Below are 15,814 nucleotides of genomic sequence, written 5' to 3'. Positions count from 1 at the left end.
TTTCTTGAGGATCAATGACAAGGCGTCCAGAGAAAGGTAACAAATTATAAAAAGCCGCAAATAACATAGCAATGATTTCTTATTTCATTTTTTGAATAAGAACGATCTCAAAAAGCGTTTTATTTTATATAAGCCGCCGCAGACTTTATGTCAGTATTCATATTTAAAATCATACTGTTATTTACATTGCCTTCCTGACAAATGGTGCCAGACTAAAAGGAACCCACGCTAAAAGGAGGTAATGATGGTTTCTATCTACACCCTGACGCTCTCCCCTTCCCTCGATTCCGCCACCCTGACGCCCCAGATTTACCCGGAAGGTAAATTGCGCTGCAGCGCCCCGGTGTTTGAGCCCGGCGGCGGCGGTATCAATGTGGCGCGAGCCATAACGCACCTCGGTGGAAAGGCGACAGCAATTTTCCCTGCAGGCGGCGCGACCGGTGAGCACCTGGTCTCTCTGCTGGCCGATGAACAGGTGGCCTCGCAGACCGTCGAGTCCAAAGACTGGACGCGGCAAAACCTGCATGTGCACGTGGAGTCCAGCGGCGAGCAATACCGTTTCGTCATGCCGGGTGCAAAACTCAGTGAAGATGAGTTTCGTCAGCTTGAAGAGAAGGTGCTGACCATTGAGAGCGGTGCTCTGCTGGTGATAAGCGGCAGCCTGCCGCCCGGTGTCAGCACGGAAAAACTGACGGCGCTGATTCGGGCCGCGCAGCAACGCGGTATCCGCTGCATTGTCGACAGCAGCGGCGAGGCGCTGCAGGCAGCCCTGACGCCGGGCAATCTTGAGCTGGTTAAACCCAATCAGAAAGAGTTAAGCGCGCTGGTGAACCGCGAACTGAACCAGCCGGACGATGTCCTCACCGCCGCGCAGGAATTGGTTCACAGCGGCAAAGCGCGACGGGTCGTGGTCTCCCTTGGCCCGCAGGGTGCCCTGGCCGTGGACGAAACGGGGTCCGTTCAGGTTGTCCCGCCGCCGATGAAAAGCCAGAGTACCGTGGGCGCAGGTGATAGCATGGTTGGAGCGATGACCCTGAAACTGGCTCAGGGTGCTTCGCTACTGGAGATGACACGCTACGGCGTCGCAGCGGGTAGCGCTGCCACCATCAACCAGGGCACACGTCTCTGTTCGCTTAGCGACACGCAAAAAATCGTCGATTACCTGTCCCGAAATTAATCCCCCTTTTCCCCTTCTCTGTGAAGGGGAAATACGCGCCATAGTCGCCAAACGCAGCCTATCGACTATGCTAAGAAAACTTCCAAGATAACAATGAGGTGAATTATGAGCAGTGGTGACATCACCCGCTACGTCGTTACCATCAACATTCATCAAGCGTCGCTGACCGAGCTTAATGAGCTCAACAACGCCTTTACCCGGGCCAATTTCCTGCTCACACTCACGGATGACGAGGGCAATATCCATGATTTAGGCACCCTGACGTTTGGCCTGATCAGCGCCCTGAGTAAAGAAGAGGTTCACGCTCTGGCGGCCAGTCTGGTCGAAAGCGTGACCGACAAAGCGGCAGAAATTGATCTTGATACCTGGGAAAGCTGGCAGAAAAAAGAACAATAAGTGCCCTGCATGAATTTAAACCGCTCAGGTGTGCGTTAGTTCGTATTTTTTTACCGCAATTATGCGCTAACTTTATGATCTGGCAGACAACATGGGAGAGACAACATGTGGCAGGCTATCAGTCATCTTTTAAGTGAGCAACTGGGTGAAGGTGAAATTGAACTGCGGAACGAACTGCCAGGCGGAGAAATCCACGCCGCATGGCACTTACGCTACGCCGGGCGCGATCTCTTTGTTAAATGCGATGAGCGAGAGCTGCTTCCGATTTTCACCGCCGAAGCCGACCAGCTGGAACTGTTGTCGCGCAGTAAAACGGTGACGGTCCCGCAGGTCTGGGCCGTGGGCAGCGACCGCGACTACAGTTTTCTGGTCATGGAATTTCTTCCTGCCCGCCCGTTGGACGCCCATAACGCCTTCATTCTCGGCCAACAGTTAGCGCGACTGCATCAATGGAGCGACCAGCCGCAGTTTGGTCTCGATTTTGACAATGACCTCTCCACCACCCCACAACCCAATGCCTGGCAACGACGCTGGTCGACATTCTTTGCTGAGCAACGCATTGGCTGGCAGCTGGAACTGGCTGCGGAGAAAGGTCTGGAGTTTGGCAATATCGATGCCATCGTCGAACACATTCAGCAGCGTCTGGCATCCCACCAGCCTCAGCCGTCTCTGCTGCACGGTGATTTGTGGTCAGATAACTGCGCGCTGGGTCCTGACGGCCCCTATATCTTCGACCCGGCCTGTTACTGGGGCGACAGGGAGTGTGACCTGGCGATGCTGCCACTGCACCCTGAGCAACCGCCGCAAATTTACGACGGGTACCAGTCCGTGCTGCCTCTGCCGCAGGGTTTTCTTGAGCGCCAGCCGGTGTATCAGCTGTACACACTGATGAACCGCGCCATTCTGTTTGGCGGAGAACATCTGGTCAATGCCCAGAGGGCACTTGAACGTGTGCTTGCCGCGTAATGGCGGGACGGGTGGCTATGTCGCCACCCTTATCGGTTACAGGAATCCCAACAGCGAAAAGAAGAAGTAACCCGCCACGATGATAATGACTGGCAGGATATACAGCGGGAAAATTTGCAGGAAAATGGTGTGACGCGGCACAACAATGCGGGACTCAATCTGCTCGCGGCTCATCCCTTCCGGGCCTTTCGCCTGTTCGAGAATCATCTGGTCTTCCACACCTTCGCGTAAAAAACGCGTCTGACGGCTCATGCGTGCGCCAGAGGCCTGCAACGCCATACCAATAAAGATCAGCGCGTAGATCACCCAAAACCCGAGATTCAACTGCTGATGAAAATTCGGCGTCGGCGAATTGAACCAAAAGATATTCAGAAACGGCGTGTTAAAACGCATCATTTCAATCATGACATGAGCAAAATCAAGCATTACCGCATTAATACCTGGCTGTTTTTCACTGTGATCGTACATAAATTTAAGCACAGAGATCAGCGTCGAAATGACGGCTGGAATAAAAATTACCCAGCCAGCAATACGTTTTAAGACAGCAATGCGTCCAGCTTGTTGATACGTCATCAGTTCCCCTTCATAAAGACGCGTTATTTCTGCCTAAGTCTACCTGCTGACCATCATTTTCGCCCGCTCTTTAAAGGCAATATGCTAAATTGCAGAGTGCACTTAGCATTTATCGTCTGTCGTACACCCTGGATAAGGAGACGTTGTGATGTCGACACCGCGCCAGATTCTTGCCGCAATTTTTGACATGGATGGATTACTGATCGATTCCGAACCGTTGTGGGATCGCGCCGAACTGGACGTTATCGCCAGCCTGGGCGTTGATATCAGCCGCCGTAGTGAACTTCCGGATACGCTTGGTCTGCGCATCGATATGGTGGTGGACCTGTGGTATGCCCAGCAGCCGTGGGTGGGACCCGATCGCGACGAAGTGACCGCGCGCATTATCAGCCGCGCCATCTCACTGGTGGAAGAGAGCAAGCCCCTGCTGCCCGGCGTGCGTGAAGCCGTCGCGCTGTGTAAAGCGCAGGGGTTGAAAGTTGGCCTGGCGTCAGCTTCACCGCTGCATATGCTGGAAAAAGTGCTGACCATGTTTGAGCTGCGCGACAGCTTCGACGCGCTGGCCTCAGCGGAAACGTTGCCATACAGCAAGCCGCACCCGCAGGTCTATCTCGACTGTGCCGCTAAGCTCGGTCTTGATCCCCTCTGCTGTGTCGCGCTGGAAGATTCCGTTAACGGAATGGTGGCCTCGAAGGCCGCGCGCATGCGCTCGATTGTTGTTCCCGCGGAGGAAGGCCGACACGATCCCCGTTTTGCCCTTGCCGACGTGAAGCTGAACTCACTGGTTGAGCTGACGGCGCAGCACCTGCGCGGCGAGTAACCCGCCCTTTTCAGGCAGCGTCAGGCTGCCTGCTTTAAAAACAAAACATCGTTTCATTTTGTTTGCTTTTCTTATCCCCCGCTTCTATCCTTAGCGTCAGAATGACAATAACCTTACTTCTGAGGCGCGTATGATACTGGATAACTTCACTCTGTCAGGAAAAGTGGCCATCGTCACCGGATGCGATACCGGTCTGGGACAAGCCATGGCCATTGCGCTGGCGCAGGCGGGATGCGACATCGTGGGTGTTAACCGCAAAGCGCCGGAGGAAACGGCTGCCTGCATTACCGCACTCGGAAGGCGGTTCAGGGCGATTCGGGCCGACCTCAGTCAGCAGGAGAGTCTTCAGAACGTTGTTGACAGCGCGGTTGCTGAGATGGGGCGAGTCGATATTCTGGTGAACAATGCCGGGACCATACGCCGTGAAGATGCTCTCGCGTTCAGCGAAAAGGACTGGGATGACGTCATCAACCTGAATCTGAAATCGCTTTTTTTCCTCTCCCAGGCCGTGGCTAAACAGTTTATTGCGCAGGGCCAGGGCGGGAAAATCATTAATATCGCCTCGATGCTCTCATTCCAGGGCGGCATCCGCGTGCCCTCTTACACCGCGTCCAAAAGCGGCGTGTTGGGGATCACGCGTCTGCTGGCGAATGAATGGGCGACGCACGGCATCAATGTTAACGCCATCGCGCCAGGCTACATGGCGACCAACAACACTCAGCAACTGCGGGATGATCAGCAGCGCAGCCAGGAGATCCTCGACCGGATACCTGCCGGGCGCTGGGGAGTTCCGGAAGACCTGCAGGGACCGGTGGTCTTTTTAGCCTCCGCCGCCTCGGATTACGTGAACGGTCATACGTTAGCCGTCGACGGGGGCTGGCTGGCGCGCTAGGCGCGTTTGTGACATACAGTTACACCGTCACCTCTTTCGTCTACTGTATAAAAACCCTATACTGTATGAATTGACAGTTTTGTGGGTTTTATCATGACGGCGGAAGGCCATCTGCTTTTTTCCATTGCGTGCGCAGTTTTTGCCAAAAACGCTGAACTTACCCCTGTGCTCGCACAGGGGGACTGGTGGCATATTGTCCCGTCCGCCGTGTTGACCTGTCTGCTGCCCGATATCGACCATCCAAAGTCATTCCTGGGACAGCGGCTAAAGTGGATATCAAAACCCATCGCCCGCGCGTTTGGTCACCGTGGGTTTACCCACAGCCTGCTGGCCGTATTCGGCCTGCTCACCCTGTTCTATTTAAAAGTCCCTGAGAGCTGGATAGTGCCCGCCGATGCTATCCAGGGAATGGTGCTGGGTTATTTAAGCCATATCCTTGCCGATATGCTGACGCCTGCGGGCGTGCCGCTGCTCTGGCCATGCCGCTGGCGTTTCCGTTTGCCCATTCTTGCGCCGCAGAAAGGTAATCAGCTTGAGCGTGTGTTGTGTATGGCGCTCTTTGCCTACGCCGTCTGGATGCCGCAAACCTTGCCCGAAAACAGTGCAGTGCGCTGGTCATCCCAGATGATCAATTCGCTGCAATTTCAGTTCAATCGTTTCATTAATCACCAGATTGAACATTAAGCACACAAATTATTTCCATTTGTCATAACCCATTCCATTTGGATATAAGCGCCACATCACACTTCTGATAACCTTGCGCCAACAGGATCGGTAAAAACCGACCGTATAATAAATCAGGAGAACGGGGATGAATTTTCCACTCATCGCGAACATTGTAGTGTTCGTTGTATTGCTATTGCTTCTCGCGCAAGCGCGCCACAAACAGTGGAGCCTCGCGAAGAAAGTGCTGGTTGGTCTGGCCATGGGTGTCGTGTTTGGTCTGGCGTTGCAGGCTATTTACGGCTCCGATAATCCAGTCCTGAAAGATTCTATTCAGTGGTTCAACATCGTCGGTAACGGCTATGTCCAGCTGCTGCAGATGATCGTTATGCCGCTGGTGTTTGCCTCTATTCTGAGCGCCGTTGCCCGTCTGCATAACGCCACCCAGTTGGGTAAAATCAGCTTCCTGACCATCGGTACGCTGCTATTTACCACGCTGATTGCAGCTCTGGTCGGTGTGCTGGTCACCAACCTGTTCGGGCTGACCGCTGAAGGTCTGGTCCAGGGTACGGCTGAAACGGCGCGTCTTACGGCGATTCAGACCAACTACGTGGGTAAAGTCGCTGACCTGACGGTGCCACAGATGGTGCTTTCTTTCGTGCCGAAGAACCCGTTTGCTGACCTGACCGGTGCCAGCCCAACCTCCATTATCAGCGTGGTGATCTTTGCGGCCTTCCTCGGTGTGGCGGCGCTGAAGCTGCTGAAAGACGACGCGCCGAAAGGCGAGCGCGTGCTGGTGGCTATCGATACCCTGCAAAGCTGGGTAATGAAGCTGGTCCGTCTGGTGATGCAGTTGACCCCTTACGGTGTTCTGGCGCTGATGACCAAAGTGGTTGCCGGCTCTAACCTGCAGGACATCATTAAGCTGGGTAGCTTCGTCGTCGCCTCTTATCTGGGTCTGGGCATTATGTTCGTGGTGCACGGTATCCTGCTGGGCGTCAATGGCGTTAGCCCGCTGAAATACTTCCGTAAAGTGTGGCCGGTACTGACCTTTGCGTTCACCAGCCGTTCCAGCGCCGCGTCTATTCCGCTGAACGTTGAAGCGCAGACCCGTCGTCTGGGCGTACCGGAATCTATTGCCAGCTTCTCTGCCTCCTTTGGTGCCACCATTGGTCAGAACGGTTGCGCAGGTCTCTACCCTGCAATGCTGGCGGTAATGGTTGCTCCGACCGTGGGTATCAACCCACTGGATCCCGTTTGGATTGCCACGCTGGTCGGGATTGTTACCATCAGCTCCGCAGGCGTTGCGGGTGTTGGCGGTGGCGCAACCTTCGCCGCGCTGATTGTCCTGCCGGCCCTGGGTCTGCCGGTGACGCTGGTTGCCCTGCTGATCTCCGTTGAGCCGCTGATCGACATGGGTCGTACTGCGCTGAACGTGAGCGGTTCCATGACCGCCGGTACGTTGACCAGCCAGTGGCTGAAGCAGACCGATAAAACCATTCTGGAAAGTGAAGACGACGCTGAACTGGCGCACCGTTAATCACGGATGRATAAAAAAACCGCCTGATGGCGGTTTTTTTTTGGCTGTTATTCTTCAATCTCTTCATCCTGGCGGACCTGGTTCGCCCATCGCTGGGCCGACTCCGGCCCCGAAAACGCGGGCGAACGGCGGAAGTGTTCTCCCATCAGAACAAACGCTACGTATTTACCGCGCAGTTGCCAGACATCACGAAAACCATCCACCTTCAGGGCGTGTTCGGGCGGCGCGGGTTCGACGCGGGGCACGTAGCTAATGACAGGGCGGTTTTGTTGACGAAAAGGTTTCATAAGCGACGGGTTCACTAAAGCACATTCTGGAAGCAGGAAAATTCTATGATAGCCGATCCTCCCCCCACGCGTCGCGCCCTGCATCGCTCTGATAGCGCATTCCTTAACCAGGTCATCTGAAAACTCTTAGTTCGCCCGCCCTTTCGCCACATTGTTCTATAGTTAACAAGGTTTTTAGCAATGGATAAAGGAGAAGCGTGCAATGTCGAACAAAGATAAAACACATCAATCACCCATTCATGGCACTGAAGAATCTCAACCAGGCATGGACTCTCTGGCCCCAGCGGACGGCTCTCACCGCCCGTCCCCCGGCCCTTCCGCACCTGGCGAACAGCCTACCGCGCCGGGAAGTATGAAATCTCCGGATACCGGAAACGAGAAGCTGAAATCCCTTGAGTCCCACCGTAAAGGCGGCGAAGGTTTTGCACTTACCACCAACCAGGGCGTGCGCATTGCTGACGATCAGAACTCGCTGCGTGCGGGAACGCGCGGACCGACCCTGCTGGAAGACTTTATTCTGCGGGAAAAAATCACCCATTTTGACCATGAACGTATACCTGAGCGCATCGTTCACGCGCGTGGCTCCGCGGCACACGGCTACTTCCAGCCCTACAAAAGCCTCAAAGAGATAACCAAAGCGGATTTCCTTTCCGATTCGGACAAAATCACACCGGTCTTTGTCCGCTTTTCAACCGTACAGGGCGGCGCGGGTTCGGCAGATACCGTGCGTGATATCCGCGGCTTCGCCACCAAATTTTATACCGAAGAGGGTATTTTCGATCTCGTCGGCAATAACACCCCGGTGTTCTTCATTCAGGATGCGCATAAATTTCCTGACTTTGTCCATGCGGTAAAACCGGAGCCCCACTGGGCCATACCGCAGGGACAAAGTGCGCATGACACCTTCTGGGATTATGTCTCACTGCAACCAGAAACGTTACACAACGTGATGTGGGCGATGTCAGACCGGGGCATTCCGCGCAGCTACCGCACGATGGAAGGGTTTGGTATTCATACCTTCAGGATGATCAACGCGGACGGGAAAGCCACATTCGTACGCTTCCACTGGAAGCCTGTGGCGGGCAAAGCCTCGCTGGTGTGGGATGAAGCCCAGAAGCTGACCGGGCGCGATCCGGACTTCCACCGTCGCGAACTGTGGGAGTCGATTGAAGCCGGTGACTTCCCGGAATATGAACTGGGGTTACAGCTGATCCCGGAAGAGGATGAGTTTAACTTCGATTTCGACCTTCTCGACCCGACAAAGCTGATCCCAGAGGAGCTGGTGCCGGTTCAGCTGGTGGGTAAAATGGTGCTCAACCGTAACCCGGACAATTTCTTTGCCGAAAATGAGCAGGTCGCGTTCCACCCGGGGCATATCGTTCCGGGGCTGGATTTCACGAACGATCCCCTCCTGCAGGGGCGATTGTTCTCCTATACCGATACGCAGATCAGTCGCCTTGGCGGGCCAAACTTCCACGAAATTCCGATTAACCGTCCAACCTGCCCGTACCACAATTTCCAGCGCGACGGGATGCATCGCCAGGATATCGATACCAATCCGGCTAACTATGAGCCGAACTCCATCAACGATAACTGGCCGCGCGAAACGCCGCCGGGACCGAAACGCGGTGGTTTTGAGTCGTACCAGGAGCGCATCGATGGCAATAAAATCCGCGAGCGCAGCCCGTCATTCGGCGAGTATTATGCCCAACCTCGCCTGTTCTGGAACAGCCAGACGCCGATCGAGCAACAGCACATTATCGGCGGCTTTAGCTTTGAACTGAGCAAAGTGGTGCGGACTTACATCCGCGAGCGCGTGGTCGATCAGCTCGCCCATATCGATATTCAGCTTGCCCAGAGCGTGGCGGATAACCTTGGCATTACGCTGACGGACGAGCAACGCAATGCGGCCCCACCGAAAGACGTTAACGGACTGAAGAAAGATCCGTCCCTGAGTCTGTATGCGGTGCCGGGTGGCTCGATAAAAGGCCGGGTAGTGGCCATTCTGCTGAATGACAACACCCGTGCCAGCGACGTGCTGGGGATTATGCAGGCGCTGAAAACCAAAGGCGTTCACGCCAAACTGCTCTATTCCCGCATGGGGGAAGTGACCGCCGACGACGGTTCAGTGCTGCCGGTTGCGGCCACCTTTGCCGGAGCACCATCGCTCACCGTTGATGCGGTGATTGTGCCGTGCGGCGACATCGACAGTCTGCTGAACAATGGCGATGCGATTTATTATCTGCTGGAAGCCTATAAACACCTGAAGCCGATCGCCCTTTCCGGCGATGCGCGACAGTTTAAAGCGCACCTGAAGGTGGCTGAGCAAGGCGAAGATGGCATTGTCGAAGGCGATAATGTCGATGATGCGTTTATGACCAAGCTGTTCGATCTGCTCGCAGCGCACCGTGTGTGGTCACGCAGCAGTAAGATTGATCGTATACCGGCATAAGAAAAGCCGGGTCTGGCTTTGCCCGACCCGGTGCTGATTGACATCGTTTACTCAGCCCGGCAGGCACCGCGCCTCCGGGCTATTTTCATACATCCTCAAAGGTGCCCAGACGGTACCCACGCTCGGCAATGGCGTATTTCAGCGATGCCGACGTCAGCACATCCAGTTCCGCCAGTCGCGGCCAGCAGTAGGCACTTTTACGCACAATGTTATCGACAAACGCCGGGTGTGCCATCACTTCCAGCGACCGTTCCCCGCGCGCGGCGGACTCATCCAGCGCCTGCAGAAACAGCGCTTCGCTAATCTCGTCGCCGTAGAACGCGCTACTGAACCCGTCCGTTGTGGGCACAGAAGACAATGACAGCCCGTGCAGCGCCTGCACCTCACGATCCACGCGCATTGCCACGCCTTTGCGCTGTGCAAATTCCGCCACTGACGGGAAAAGTGCCGGGATCATATGCACGTGATGATGGCTGTCAATATGCGTGGGTTCACGGCCAAAGAGATCGACGAAACGGTTGAACTGACAGTCCAGCTCGCGGGTAATCTCCTCGAGCGGCAGCGTGCCCTGCTCTGCCTGTTCCCAAATCCATTTGCCCAGCTGTCCGTCCCGCGTCAGTCCCGGCATCGGTGAAAGCGGCATCCCGAGCGTCAATACAAAGTGCATGCCGACGCCCAGCGCTGGCACCTCGCGGCTGAGCTGAGCTGCGTGTTCAACCGCCTCACCATTAACCAGTGCCGTTGTTGAGGTCACCACACCCCGGCGGCAGGCTTCAATAATGCCGTAGTTTTGACCTTTTGAGAGTCCAAAATCATCAGCATTGACGATCAGCAGGTTTTCCATCACACATCCTCTCAGTGCTGTTTGAATTTCAGCTTCTCAATCGTGGCGGCAAAATTAGGCAACCATTTTTCATGCGCCAGAATCATTTCGCTGGCCAGTTGCTCGGCATCACGATCGGAATGGACCAGCGGGCTGAGATTGAGCGCCAGAAGAACGTCATTGAGTTCACCGCTCAGCGCCGCATTGCTGGCTGCCACTTCAAACCCTTTGATGGTGTGGATCAACCCCATCACTTTGTCGTCAAAGTGGGTAATCCGTGGATGCGGCCTGGCGCCATCACGTCCCAGAATGCAGGTCATCTCAACGGCCCAGTCAGCCGGGATATTGTCGATATGGCCGTGATGCGGCACATTGACGTAGTGCTCGGCCTGCTTGTCGTTGTAAATGGCGTTGATCACTTCACACGCCGCATCGGAATAATACGCTCCGCCGCGCAGCTCAAGCTCTTTAGGTTTCACGTTCAGGTTCGGATCTTTATACAAATCAAACAGCTGCTTTTCAACTTTCTGCACCACCTGAGCGCGTGCGCCACCCTTATAGTACTCACCCATCTCGATGGCCAGCATCTCTTTCTGTTTGAAGTAGTAAAGCAGGTATGAGCAAGGCAGCAGATTAAGCGAGCGGATCAGCCCTTCGCTGAACGGCAGGTCAAAGATGTTTTTCACTGACGCAGCGGTCAGGCGCCCGGAGGCTACGCCGTCAAGCAGTTCGCTAAAGCGAGACTGACCATTCACGATGACATCTTTGATAAACACCATGTGGTTCAGGCCAAAGAGATCGATAGAAAGATCGTCGGTATCGGTCAACTCCAGCACATCGCTGATGAACATCTTCATGCCAATCGGAATATTACAGACGCCGATAAAGCGTTTGAAACCGGTGTGGCGATAGACCGCCTCGGTCACCATCCCGGCCGGGTTGGTGAAGTTAATCACCCACGCGTTGGGGCAGATCGCTTCCACATCGTTGATGATGTCAAAAATGACCGGAATGGTACGCAGCCCTTTGAACAGGCCGCCCGCGCCGTTGGTCTCCTGTCCCAGATAGCCGTGGCTCAGTGGAATACGTTCATCCATTTCACGCGCTTTGAGCTGACCGACGCGCAGCTGAGTCGTCACGAAGTCGGCATCCTGCAGCGCCAGGCGACGGTCGAGGGTTTTATGCACGGTCAATGGCACACCGGCTTTCGCGACCATCCGCTTGCAGAGCTCAAAAATGATATTCAGTTTCTCCTGACCTTCCTCAACGTCCACCAGCCATAATTCGCTGACCGGTAATTCATGATAACGTTTCAGGAAACCTTCGAGTAATTCCGGGGTATAACTGCTGCCGCCGCCAATGGTTACGACTTTTAATTTCTTCTGCATAATATCTCCCTTAGCATATCAGGTTAATCGCCTGCAAGGTGTAGCGTACTCTTCCCGCTCTGTGGGCAAGCAATCAAGGCAATATTTGTGGCGGGTAAATCCGCCGAAATTTAATTAATTACCGTCAGGTTCTTCCGGTAACTGTTCGGTGTGAACGAGGTCAATTTCTTAAAGGTCTTAATAAACAAGCTGGGACTACTGTAGCCTGACTCATAAGCAATATCGGTAACCGAGTAGTTGGTTATTTCCAGCTGTTTTTTAGCAAAATTAATGCGGATTTCATTAATAATTTGCACTGGCGTTTTACGATAATAACGCTGAGTTGCTCGGGTCAGATATTCCTGTGATTTACCGGACAAAGCGACCATATTTTCCAGCGCATTTTCGCTGAACTGCCCTTTATCGTGCATCAGTTCAACCGTACTGCGCAGCCACTGCGGAATATCATCGCTCACCTGCTGCTCTTCACGATGATGGCGCAGACGGTTCATCACATAAAACGTCACCGTTTCAATAAACTCATCAAATTCATTCTCGCGAAAGTTAAGCGAGGCGATAACCGTTTCAATCCAGGTCATGAATTCGTTTTTGATGCGATAGACCTGCGAGGCCACAAAGCAGAACGGCACCAGCGGCAGATAGTGTTTCTCAAAGAAGCGTCTGCTGACACCTACGTTAAGAATGCGGGTTGCACCAAATTCATAAAAGCTCTGGTGATGGGACCCCATCGGCAGGAAGACGAAATCTCCCCGCTCAAGCAGGACGCGCTTGCCGTTGATTTCCTGGTAGTAGCGACCGGTCAGAACAATCGTGAACTCATAGTAGTCATGCTGATGCAGACCGCTCGCGCTCTCCGTCTTGTTGTAAATAATCACGTGAAAATTTTTGCCATTAAACAGTTGCTGTTCAAGTGCGGTTTTTATTTCCATCGCGCTGACCTCCTGCTGCAAATTCTGCCTTACTGCATCTTCTCGTGAAGCTCAATTAACTCGGCCACCAGTTCACGTGCCAGCATCGACGTCATCAGATGATCCTGCGCATGCACCAGCACCAGACTGACCTTCATCTTGCCTTCACCCTGGTCGCTTTCGATAAGCTTTGTCTGCACCAGGTGCGCTTCGTTCAGCGCCGTACGGGACTGTTCCATCATGGTTTTTGCGGCTGCGAAATCACCCTGCTTGGCCTGCTTGAGCGCGGCATACGCCAGGCTACGCGCCTGCCCGGAATTGATGATAAGCCCCATCACCACCTCTTCCAGATCGTTCTCTGCGGTTTCTTCTGCGACAATACTGTCCAAATCTAACATTTTTAAGCTCCTTTTGGCTGGCGCGGGTTGCCCCGCGCCGTGCAATTTTAGAATTTCAGTGCGAGGGCGATATCCTCTTCGCTCTCTTCTTCATCGATAACGGTTGCAGCTTTGTTTGCTATCGCCACGAATGGCATATAGAGCAGTGTTGCAATCCCGAGGTTGAATATCGCCAGCAGGAAGGCAGCCACGCTACCGTTGGTGTTGAAGAACGCCCCCAGACCCGCCGGCATGGTCCACGGCGCAATGTTGGTGACGGGCGGGATAATGCCCAGGTAATAGGCCGTCAGGGTTATGGCCGCCAGCAGTGGCTGAACCAGAATGAACGGAATGAACATCACCGGGTTCATGATGATTGGCAGACCAAACAGAATCGGCTCGTTAATCTGGAAGATGCCTGACGGCAGTGCCAGCTTCGCAACCTGACGATGGTCAGCGCGACGAGAAACAATAAAGACCGCGATGATCAGACCCAGCGTCGCCCCGGTACCCCCCAGGAAGATATAAGAGTCGAGCATCGGCTTCGCCCACACATGGAAGGTTTTACCGGCTGCCAGCGCCGCGTCAACAGAGCCGTACTGCTGGTAAAGTGCAACGTTTTCCAGTGCCCATGGGGTCATGATACCGCTGTCCAGCGCCGCCAGTGCCAGTGAACCATGCACGCCAAAGAACCACAGCAGGGAGGTGAAAATCACATACGCCCAACCGACCACGCTACCCATTGACGCCAGCGGCGTTGAGATAGAGTCCATAATGATCTGGTGGAAGTTAGTGCCCCAATGAGAGAGCGCCCAGGCGATAATCCCCATGATGGAGAGAATAATGAAGCCTGGAATCAACGCGGAAAATGAACGAGAAACGGACGCCGGCACGCTATCCGGTAAACGGATAACCCAGTTGCGACGAATAATAAAGGTGAACATCTCCGCAACCACCAGACCGATAACGATACCGGAGATGATATTAGCGCCCCCCAGCCAGTTGGCCCCTACGGCATAGGCCTCACCGACGCTGTATGGCGTCACGGTCATAAAGGCGGCAATGGATAATAAACCTGCGGCCAGCGGATCCACTTTCCGCTCTTCCGCCAGTGCCATGCCAATAAAGAAAGGTGCCATCAGCGACATAATACCTAACGTACCGTTATATACGTTGCCGCCGATGGCTTTTAAACCATTAAGGGTTTCAATTGTGGAAGCGTCTAATCGAATTCCTAATGAATAAAAAAAGGAACCTTCACCAAAGCTCAGAAAAACGTTGTTAATTAAAACGAACATTGCCCCAGCCAGCGTCAACGGCATTAATCTAATAAAACCGTTTTTGATGGCATTAACGTGAGGCTGCTTTCCTATTTTAACAGCAAAAGGAAGGAGTACCTTTTCAAGTGAAGCGATGACTTTACTCATAGGAAAATACCCTTAAATGCCGCAACGCGGGTTACGGCGTATTGTGTGTGAAATAACTCTTTGACGGGAAAAATAAAAATTAATTAGCAGCTTTTTTAATTGCTGCAACAGCAGCTTTCAATACACCTAAACCATCAATCTTGCCGTACAATCCCGAATCGATCACTTCGACCGGTTTATTGGGTAACAGACGTTGAATTTCGGGCAACATATAGGCAATTTGCGGCCCCAGTAAAACGACATCGGCTGTCTGGCCTTTTTCGCCCGCCAGCGTCTCCGGAAACGCTTCGATCACCACCGGGACTTCATACTTCTCAGCCTGAGCACGCATCTTTGACACCAGAAGCGAGGTTGACATGCCTGCTGAGCAGAACAGATAGATATGTTTCTTTTCCATAGTAACTTCCCTCTCGTATGACTACCTGCCATCGCGCTATCACTCGACTCGCTATCCTGGCAGACAGGTAGTTTGCTTACTGTTGTTTGTCGTTGGAGTGAGTATACGCAATGGTACAGACAGGAGATAATTCTGCACAGGGGCAAATTGTCTCTCATTGACCTGCCGTGTTGACTACCTTCACATTTCAGGCAAATAATTCGCGAGAAGAAATAAGATTTACGTATGTATAAAAAAACCGGCCCAACGGCCGGTTTGTTAACATACTCAGGCAAGAAGGGTTACTGCGCCTTAGGTGCCTGCGGATCGGTATCGTATTCAGTACAGGTCTGGTAACCGGAGTTGATCACATGACCAGTCTCATCCAACGCAACGAAGTAGGTCTCTGCCTTACCATCACGTTGACCCAGGATATAGGTCTGGCAGGTACCGCGTGCATGAATCATTGTCACTTCCGAAGAAGGCTTGCCGGCAATCGCAGCCACCTGCGAACGGGTCATGCCTTTTTTGACATCTTTCACTACGGGCTGTGTAAACTGATCTTTGGTGCGGTCGTAGGCCGTACACCCTGCCAGCATAGTCAGTACCGCCGCTGCGCTAAGAATTCCTGCTACGTTCTTGTTCATATTCCGTCCTCTTGTTTATCAGCGTGTTATCTAAGCATGGAATAAAAAGTACTATTGTTCAACTTTGTGAATTCCGCCAGACGAATTTCGGAAAATTCTAAT

The 15,814-nt window shown here is 53.5% G+C and carries 17 protein-coding genes; 8 read left to right on the top strand and 9 right to left on the bottom strand.

Annotated features, from left to right (window positions below; genetic code table 11):
- The first annotated feature begins 244 nt into the window (after nt 1-244).
- The 3 genes from pfkB to JTA15_RS04705 all read left to right on the top strand — a co-directional run bounded on the left by pfkB (nt 245) and on the right by JTA15_RS04705 (nt 2,539).
- Complete coding sequence (pfkB, locus tag JTA15_RS04715; protein WP_219373229.1) at nt 245-1,177, top strand: 6-phosphofructokinase II; 933 nt, start codon at nt 245-247, stop codon at nt 1,175-1,177.
- Nucleotides 1,178-1,282: 105 nt separating this feature from the next.
- Complete coding sequence (gene ghoS, locus JTA15_RS04710) at nt 1,283-1,573, top strand: type V toxin-antitoxin system endoribonuclease antitoxin GhoS (RefSeq protein ID WP_014169688.1); 291 nt, start codon at nt 1,283-1,285, stop codon at nt 1,571-1,573.
- Between the two features lie 105 nt (nt 1,574-1,678).
- Nucleotides 1,679-2,539 carry a fructosamine kinase family protein gene (locus tag JTA15_RS04705; protein WP_014169687.1) on the top strand — a complete coding sequence of 287 codons (861 nt, stop codon included), beginning with the start codon at nt 1,679-1,681 and terminating at the stop codon, nt 2,537-2,539.
- A gap of 36 nt (nt 2,540-2,575) precedes the next feature.
- On the opposite strand, the gene JTA15_RS04700 is transcribed toward JTA15_RS04705, so the two are convergent.
- Nucleotides 2,576-3,112, bottom strand: coding sequence for a YniB family protein (locus JTA15_RS04700; protein WP_138613791.1), 537 nt, complete (start codon nt 3,110-3,112; stop codon nt 2,576-2,578).
- Nucleotides 3,113-3,260: 148 nt separating this feature from the next.
- On the opposite strand from JTA15_RS04700, the gene hxpB reads away from it, so the two are divergent.
- The 4 genes from hxpB (at nt 3,261) to JTA15_RS04680 (ending at nt 7,027) form a co-directional block, all read left to right on the top strand.
- Nucleotides 3,261-3,932 carry a hexitol phosphatase HxpB gene (gene hxpB / locus JTA15_RS04695; protein ID WP_040017250.1) on the top strand — a complete coding sequence of 224 codons (672 nt, stop codon included), beginning with the start codon at nt 3,261-3,263 and terminating at the stop codon, nt 3,930-3,932.
- A gap of 130 nt (nt 3,933-4,062) precedes the next feature.
- The gene (gene kduD, locus JTA15_RS04690; protein WP_219372915.1) at nt 4,063-4,824 is read left to right on the top strand and encodes a 2-dehydro-3-deoxy-D-gluconate 5-dehydrogenase KduD; all 762 of its coding nucleotides are present in this window, start codon (nt 4,063-4,065) and stop codon (nt 4,822-4,824) included.
- A 93-nt stretch (nt 4,825-4,917) separates the two neighbouring features.
- Nucleotides 4,918-5,508, top strand: coding sequence for a metal-dependent hydrolase (locus JTA15_RS04685; protein ID WP_020884412.1), 591 nt, complete (start codon nt 4,918-4,920; stop codon nt 5,506-5,508).
- Nucleotides 5,509-5,635: 127 nt separating this feature from the next.
- On the top strand, nt 5,636-7,027 hold the full coding sequence (locus JTA15_RS04680; protein ID WP_014169681.1) for an L-cystine transporter: 1,392 nt from the start codon (nt 5,636-5,638) through the stop codon (nt 7,025-7,027).
- A gap of 47 nt (nt 7,028-7,074) precedes the next feature.
- Here JTA15_RS04680 and cedA read toward each other — a convergent pair whose 3' ends face one another.
- Nucleotides 7,075-7,329 (bottom strand): cell division activator CedA, encoded by a 255-nt coding sequence (gene cedA, locus JTA15_RS04675; protein WP_071605472.1) that lies wholly within the window; start codon nt 7,327-7,329, stop codon nt 7,075-7,077.
- A gap of 187 nt (nt 7,330-7,516) precedes the next feature.
- On the opposite strand from cedA, the gene katE reads away from it, so the two are divergent.
- On the top strand, nt 7,517-9,766 hold the full coding sequence (gene katE, locus JTA15_RS04670) for a catalase HPII (protein WP_183516436.1): 2,250 nt from the start codon (nt 7,517-7,519) through the stop codon (nt 9,764-9,766).
- An 85-nt stretch (nt 9,767-9,851) separates the two neighbouring features.
- Here katE and chbG read toward each other — a convergent pair whose 3' ends face one another.
- From chbG to osmE, 7 genes are all read right to left on the bottom strand, one after another.
- Complete coding sequence (chbG, locus tag JTA15_RS04665) at nt 9,852-10,610, bottom strand: chitin disaccharide deacetylase (RefSeq protein WP_219372914.1); 759 nt, start codon at nt 10,608-10,610, stop codon at nt 9,852-9,854.
- 11 nt (nt 10,611-10,621) lie between these two features.
- The gene (locus tag JTA15_RS04660; protein ID WP_025204406.1) at nt 10,622-11,977 is read right to left on the bottom strand and encodes a 6-phospho-beta-glucosidase; all 1,356 of its coding nucleotides are present in this window, start codon (nt 11,975-11,977) and stop codon (nt 10,622-10,624) included.
- Nucleotides 11,978-12,087: 110 nt separating this feature from the next.
- Nucleotides 12,088-12,927: a transcriptional regulator ChbR gene (chbR, locus tag JTA15_RS04655; RefSeq protein ID WP_014169676.1), complete on the bottom strand. Its 840-nt coding sequence runs from the start codon at nt 12,925-12,927 to the stop codon at nt 12,088-12,090.
- 8 nt (nt 12,928-12,935) lie between these two features.
- Nucleotides 12,936-13,283, bottom strand: coding sequence for a PTS N,N'-diacetylchitobiose transporter subunit IIA (gene chbA / locus JTA15_RS04650; RefSeq protein WP_020884417.1), 348 nt, complete (start codon nt 13,281-13,283; stop codon nt 12,936-12,938).
- A 47-nt stretch (nt 13,284-13,330) separates the two neighbouring features.
- Entirely contained in the window at nt 13,331-14,689 is a 1,359-nt protein-coding gene (gene chbC, locus JTA15_RS04645) for a PTS N,N'-diacetylchitobiose transporter subunit IIC (protein ID WP_014169674.1), read from the bottom strand.
- A 79-nt stretch (nt 14,690-14,768) separates the two neighbouring features.
- Entirely contained in the window at nt 14,769-15,086 is a 318-nt protein-coding gene (chbB, locus tag JTA15_RS04640) for a PTS N,N'-diacetylchitobiose transporter subunit IIB (protein WP_008500676.1), read from the bottom strand.
- 281 nt (nt 15,087-15,367) lie between these two features.
- Nucleotides 15,368-15,712, bottom strand: a complete 345-nt coding sequence (gene osmE, locus JTA15_RS04635; protein WP_014169673.1) for an osmotically-inducible lipoprotein OsmE — start codon at nt 15,710-15,712, stop codon at nt 15,368-15,370.
- Between the last annotated feature and the right edge of the window lie 102 nt (nt 15,713-15,814).

Source organism: Enterobacter sp. BIDMC 29 (assembly GCF_019378755.1).
Taxonomy (GTDB): domain Bacteria; phylum Pseudomonadota; class Gammaproteobacteria; order Enterobacterales; family Enterobacteriaceae; genus Enterobacter; species Enterobacter ludwigii.
This window is presented reverse-complemented; position numbering and strand designations above follow the sequence as displayed.

Excerpts from the sequence above, each read along its gene's own strand:
- pfkB (WP_219373229.1), top strand. The coding sequence starts at position 245 with ATGGTTTCTATCTACACCCTGACGCTCTCCCCTTCCCTCGATTCCGCC.
- ghoS (WP_014169688.1), top strand. The coding sequence starts at position 1,283 with ATGAGCAGTGGTGACATCACCCGCTACGTCGTTACCATCAACATTCAT.
- JTA15_RS04705 (WP_014169687.1), top strand. The coding sequence starts at position 1,679 with ATGTGGCAGGCTATCAGTCATCTTTTAAGTGAGCAACTGGGTGAAGGT.
- JTA15_RS04700 (WP_138613791.1), bottom strand. The coding sequence starts at position 3,112 with ATGACGTATCAACAAGCTGGACGCATTGCTGTCTTAAAACGTATTGCT.
- hxpB (WP_040017250.1), top strand. The coding sequence starts at position 3,261 with ATGTCGACACCGCGCCAGATTCTTGCCGCAATTTTTGACATGGATGGA.
- kduD (WP_219372915.1), top strand. The coding sequence starts at position 4,063 with ATGATACTGGATAACTTCACTCTGTCAGGAAAAGTGGCCATCGTCACC.
- JTA15_RS04685 (WP_020884412.1), top strand. The coding sequence starts at position 4,918 with ATGACGGCGGAAGGCCATCTGCTTTTTTCCATTGCGTGCGCAGTTTTT.
- JTA15_RS04680 (WP_014169681.1), top strand. The coding sequence starts at position 5,636 with ATGAATTTTCCACTCATCGCGAACATTGTAGTGTTCGTTGTATTGCTA.
- katE (WP_183516436.1), top strand. The coding sequence starts at position 7,517 with ATGTCGAACAAAGATAAAACACATCAATCACCCATTCATGGCACTGAA.
- chbG (WP_219372914.1), bottom strand. The coding sequence starts at position 10,610 with ATGGAAAACCTGCTGATCGTCAATGCTGATGATTTTGGACTCTCAAAA.
- JTA15_RS04660 (WP_025204406.1), bottom strand. The coding sequence starts at position 11,977 with ATGCAGAAGAAATTAAAAGTCGTAACCATTGGCGGCGGCAGCAGTTAT.
- chbA (WP_020884417.1), bottom strand. The coding sequence starts at position 13,283 with ATGTTAGATTTGGACAGTATTGTCGCAGAAGAAACCGCAGAGAACGAT.
- chbC (WP_014169674.1), bottom strand. The coding sequence starts at position 14,689 with ATGAGTAAAGTCATCGCTTCACTTGAAAAGGTACTCCTTCCTTTTGCT.
- chbB (WP_008500676.1), bottom strand. The coding sequence starts at position 15,086 with ATGGAAAAGAAACATATCTATCTGTTCTGCTCAGCAGGCATGTCAACC.
- osmE (WP_014169673.1), bottom strand. The coding sequence starts at position 15,712 with ATGAACAAGAACGTAGCAGGAATTCTTAGCGCAGCGGCGGTACTGACT.